This is a genomic window from Paraburkholderia sp. (assembly GCF_034668105.1).
GTDB lineage: Bacteria > Pseudomonadota > Gammaproteobacteria > Burkholderiales > Burkholderiaceae > Paraburkholderia.
The window spans coordinates 1-5025 of record NZ_JAXDPY010000097.1 but is presented as its reverse complement, the minus strand read 5'-3'; the positions used below and the strand labels follow the sequence as shown (position 1 = coordinate 5025).

Sequence of the window (5025 nt, the reverse complement as noted above, 5' to 3'; positions counted from 1 at the left end):
CTGGCCGGGCAACGCGTCGTATTTCTTCGGCCATATCGGCGATTCGAATCTGCACGTCACCGTTGACGGTCATTCGATTCCAGGCGTCGATCATCACGCGGTCTATGCGTTCGTCTATGAGATGCTGGGGCCGTTGCACGGGTCGGTGTCGGCCGAACACGGGATCGGCTTGCTCAAGCGCGAGTTCTTGTCGATCTCGCGCTCGCCTGCTGAATTGGCCGCAATGGCCGCGATCAAACAGGCATTAGACCCGCACGGCATTCTGAATCCGGGCAAGCTGTTTTGAGCAATGCGCGCAGGCCGCTGCGGGGTCCGGAGATGCGAGGCACGCCGCGCAACGCCGCTACGAACACAGCGCAGAACGGGCTTCCGCGCGATTTACTGTGGTGCGTCTTCGGCGTGCGTCAGCAGTCTCGGTTTTATTCTGCCAGGCAAGATGGACGGATGGCTCGCGTTCCGTGTACGCGAGACTGTCAAAGCAGGAGTTCGCGCGCCGACCGCCCGTCGCCGGGCACATTGTGTCTCGAACTATGCTTCCGAGTCCATACGGAATGTTAGTCGAGCCATGTAGGTATATGCCGGCTCAAGCCTCGTCAATGCGCATTCAGATACCGCGCAATCACGGGATATACGTCGACGGCCGCGTTCCTGCCGAAGATGCAGTCAATGTGCCCGTAGCCCGGAATGATGTGCCGCTCGTAAGGCTGCTCGGGGAAGTGCTTGACCAGCATGTCGTACGTCAGTTGCGTACTCTTCGGCAGATAGGTTTCGTTTTTTTCGCCGTGGATAAAGCCGATCGGCAAACGCATACCGTCCAGGCCTTTCATGCCGTCGGCGCCGCTCAGGTAGACGTCGCGGCCCGCGGCGTCGACGACCTTGGCCGCTCGCACCATCGCGGCGAGATGCTTGAAGACCGAGACATCATGTACGCCGAGAATTTCCTGCAGATTGGCATGCAGCGTCTCGTTCAGTTTTTCATGTTCGTAGAGCAGGCCGTAAAGGAAGGTCGCCCGATGGCAAATCGGGCTGCCGCAGCCCTGTTTGTGATTGAGCGGATAGAGCCGCAATGCTTCATCGAGCAGATTCTGAGGCCACGACCTGTGCTCCGTGAAGGCGGTCAGATCGAGCACGCCGAGATGTTCCATGATGTCCGGCACATGCAGGCCGCACTTGATCTTTTCCAGCGTGCCGGGCACCGGATGCGCGGACACCTGCGAGATGACCGCCGAGCGCACGCCCTCGAGGCCGTACAGCAGCGACATGGTCAATGCCAACCCGCCCATGCAGTGGCCCAGCGCCTGGATCTCCGGTACACCGGTCACCTCCCGCACTTTGGCGACGGCCGCGGGAATGTCCTCGCGAGCGACCTTGTCGACGTTGGTCGGCACCAGCACGCTCGGCATTTCGATGCTGACGCGCAGATCGACCAGCCACACGTCGTAGCCGGCTGCGCTGAGAAACTCCACCAGGTTGGTCGCGATCAGGTCGGTGGAATAGATCCGGCTCGACACGCCTGAACCGTGGATCAGCAGCACGGGACGCAGCGGTTTGTCGGGCGAGCCGGCGTAGCGCGTGAGCCGCAAGCGGGTCTTATCGGGCGTGTCGAAGAAGACAACCTGTGGCGCTGGAGCACGCAGCACGCGCTTCAGCCGCGGCGGCGCCTTCGGATCGTAAAACTGCAACGGCGCGGCGACGCCGCCATATTCGGTGAACAGCACCCCGGCAAAAAACTTGCCGAACTTCAGGGTCCATTCAAGACGCGTTTTCAGATCCGGCGTGTTGGTCACTTCAAGCGTGCGTTGCTGCTTGAGGAAATTCTCGGGTGTGATGATCAGCGTTGCGTGGCCAAGCGGTGGCGTATCCGTTTGCGCCGACTCGCGGATCTCGGCGTAGAGCGTGTTGGTCTGTTCCCACAGATTGATCGGCGACGTGCGGGTGATGATCTTCTGCGCGGTCAGGGTGTAGGTCTTGCCTTCAGTCGAATTGAGCGTCATGCGGTAATTCATGTTGCGTTTGTCCACATCCGATTCGTCGACCACGAACAGATTGAAGGTGCCCTCCGTGATCGTCATCGGTTGGGCGGAGAGCGCGGGGCAGGTCAGCGTGCCGGTGGTGTGGGCCAGATGTTGCGGATCGCTCAGCATTCCGGCCAGATTGTCCGATTCGACAGTCAGCGTGAATTCGATCGGACTGGTGGTGGCTTCACGCTGCACGGCCGGCGTGTAAGTGCCGATCATCGTTTCGGTGAAGCGCAGGCCGATCTTTTGGGGCGCCGGTGTGCCGGCCGTACCCTTCGCCAGGTAGTCGATCTTCCAGCCCCGTGCGTTGGCGAGCAGCGCGCAATTGCGTTCCGCGAGCGCGGAAATCGTCAGCAGCGGATTGACGCCGAGCGACATGGGCATCACGGCGCCATCCATCACATACAGGCCTTCGTGCACGGCATTGCCGGTCGTGCCGCTGAAGACGCGGCCTTGATGGTCGACGACACCGCGCCCGGCATCCTCGCCCATTCCGCAGCCGCCGAGCGGATGGACGGTGACGGTGCGGTTCTTGAGCATTCTGGTCGAAATCGGGTTGCGCACGTATTTGCCGCCGAGCGGCGTTTGCGCCTTCTCAAGGGTTGCTTCGACGGTTTGGAAGATCGGCTGTTTGCCGGCGTTCGGCCAGTCTATGCGCGGCCTGCCTGAGTCGTTCACGCTGATCTGGCCGTTTTCGTCGTCGTGCGCCATGACCAGGTAAGTTTGTGTGTGGTTCAGGGCGCCGTGATAGGGGCCGCGCAGGAAGCTTTCGATCACGCGTGCGTCGTAGCCGGGACGTTCCCCGGCGGCGCGCGGCGCGGGAATCTCCACGCCTTCGAGCGGCGCGGCACCGCCGAGCAGGGCGACCAGCGCGGCGCCGACCGGGCCGGCCAGCGAACCCTCTTCGATCACGAAACCGTCTTTGACGTCGGCGGTGTTGCGGTGGTCGATGATGCCGGTGATGGTCGGCCCGACCGGCGCAATCTCGCCCTTCTTGTGCGTGCCCCAGCCGACGCCGTTGATCACCTCGTCGGTGTTGTACGCAAAGGCCAGCACGTCGCCGTTCCCGGTGAAGTGTTTGCCGAGCATGTCCGAAACGGTCAGCCCCTCCTTGCGCGAGCGCAACAGCAGCGCGGTGGAACCGATGGTACCTGCCGACACGATCACGAGATCGGCGCTCACGAACAGATCAGGCGCGTCGTAGCTCTCGCGGCCCAGCTTCACCTCCTGAAAACGCACGATCCAGTTTTGCGTGGCGGCGTCGCGCAATACCGAATGCACCGGCGTGCCCGTGAAAATATGGGCGCCATGCGCGACCGCATCGGGCAGATAGTTCATGTGGGTAGAGTTTTTCGCGTCGTAGTTGCAGCCCGAGTTGCAATCGCCACATCCGACGCAGGCCTGCTGCTCGACACCCGCGGCGTTGACACGGTCCTCGAAGGTGACGGTGATCTCGGGCGGGTAAAAGCGATCTTCCATGCCGAGCGCCTGCGCGGATTTTTTGAGCGCCTGCAGTTTGGGCAGTTGCAGGAAATCGCCTGATACCGCCGACGGCTGCAGCATGGCGCGAGCCAGTTCGTAGCCCTTGTCGCGGCCCGCCTCGTCGTCGCGCAGCGCGGCGGGCCAGCGCTCGTCGTTCCATAAGCGCGGTTCGGCTTCGAGCGCGACGTTCGCGTTGATCAGCGAGGTACCGCCCAGCCCGCAGCCCACCACTGCGTTCACCTGTTCGTTCACGTGCACTTCGAGCAGCGCGAGCGGTGAGCCGACTTGCGCGAGTGCCGTGTTGTACTGCATCTGCGCGACGCCTTCGAGCGGCGTGCGCGGATACTCGCCGGCCATGAATTCCCGTCCGCGTTCGAGCACGCACACACTTTTGCCGGCGCGCGCCATCCGGCTCGCGGCGATCGCACCGCCGTAGCCAGAACCCACCACCACCACGTCGTAATGCGCTTGCATCGCCGTCAGGGCGCTCGATAAGCGGTTCATGCAGACCACCTCATCAGGAAGGAGATGCCGGGTAGGGAATCCGGACTTCGAAAGGAAGACGGTGTGTGGCTAAGGCTTTTTTATCGTAGGCGGTGCGCGATGACAAAAAAAGGTGCATCGTACGTGGCGCGTGGCGCGAAGTGTGTGGCCTGAGGCCTGAGGCGTGAAGCATGGCGAGCGGCGCGTGGCGCGTGGCGTGAGGCGCGAAGTGTGAAGCATGGCGAGCGGCGACCGGCGCGTGCGCGATTTCTAAAAGGGGAAGCAGCATCGCCCCGGCCCGCGCGACTCTGTCAATGCGCTATTAGGCGGCTACTTCATGCATTTCGCTGTCGCTCGATTCGGCGGCGAGGAGGTTCAATACGAGCAGAATCGCCGCGCGATTGTCGATGTCGATCTCGATGCCGAGCACGTCGGTCAGCCAGCGGCCGATCTTGGTATTGGAAAAATCGTCCGCGCCGGCCGTCTTTTTCATGGTGACGCCGAGCTTGACGGCACGATAGTGATACGAGGGCACACGATGCTGAGCAGCGACTGCCGACAGACCGCCTTTTCCTTCCGAGCACCAGCCGAGGCTGCCGGCCAGTACGATGCGCTCCGGTTCGTCGAGGCTGTCGATAAAGGCACGCGCCGCGAAGCGCACGCGTTGTTCATCGAGCCCGTATTGCAACAGCACGCTTTCGACGGGGTCTTCCAGCGCGTGCGCGTGCAGATCGATTTCCTGCGCCATGCCTTCGTTTTCCATCGACACGTTGCGCTGGTGGCCGGCGCTGCGCAGGCAGTCGATCAGGTAGCGGCGAAAATACGCGCACAGTGCGTAACCATTGGACGGCGCACTCTCGGCGCAGGCATTGGTTTCCGTATGGCCGGGCGCGAGGCGCAATACTTTCGAATAGATGAACTGCGCGACCAGCTCTTCCTTGTCCTCGCCGAGCGCCTGCAATTCGAGCGGGTGATACGTCCGCAGCGCCCGCTTGACCAGCTCGACCATCGACACCATTTCGTCGGCGGACAACTGGGTACG

Annotated in this window: 3 protein-coding genes; 1 reads left to right on the top strand and 2 read right to left on the bottom strand. The window is 62.4% G+C overall.

The genetic code is table 11. The features are described 5' to 3' along the window. Positions 1 to 286: FAD-linked oxidase C-terminal domain-containing protein (locus QOC89_RS04800; protein WP_323043975.1), on the top strand; the 286-nt coding region annotated here is incomplete at its 5' end. A 307-nt stretch (positions 287 to 593) separates the two neighbouring features. Here the strand turns inward: QOC89_RS04800 and QOC89_RS04795 are convergent. Then, entirely contained in the window at positions 594 to 4004 is a 3411-nt protein-coding gene (locus tag QOC89_RS04795; RefSeq protein ID WP_323043974.1) for an alpha/beta fold hydrolase, read from the bottom strand. Positions 4005 to 4305: 301 nt separating this feature from the next. Further along, positions 4306 to 5025 (bottom strand): hypothetical protein (locus tag QOC89_RS04790; protein ID WP_323043973.1); only part of this gene is annotated, 720 nt, incomplete at its 5' end.